This is a genomic window from Shewanella sp. AS16 (assembly GCF_021412365.1).
GTDB lineage: Bacteria > Pseudomonadota > Gammaproteobacteria > Enterobacterales > Shewanellaceae > Shewanella > Shewanella salipaludis.
Map to the genome: position 1 here is coordinate 1 of NZ_JAKCLK010000482.1, position 279 is coordinate 279.

Here is a 279-nt window from a genome sequence, read left to right on the forward strand (position 1 = left end):
AACCAGAAAAAAGACGTTTACGAAGCCCAGCTTTCTAACCTCGGCATCAAAGACGCGCTGGTGCCATCACAGATGGTTAAAGACAACGAGAAGCTACTGACGGGCGGTATCTGGTGCATGATTACCGTCAACTATTTCTTTGAAGAAGGGCAGAAGACTTCGCCCTTCTCATTGATGACGCTTAAGCCTATCCAGATGCCGAATATGGATATGGAAGAAGTGTTCGATGCGCGTAAACACTTTAACCGTGATCAGTGGATCGATGTGCTGCTGCGCTCG

Annotated in this window: 1 protein-coding gene; it reads left to right on the forward strand. The window is 48.0% G+C overall.

Features of this window, described 5'->3' with window-relative positions; genetic code table 11:
- On the forward strand, positions 1 to 279 hold a 279-nt coding region (locus LZP73_RS21195), incomplete at both ends, for an anti-phage BREX system Lon protease BrxL (protein ID WP_326490395.1).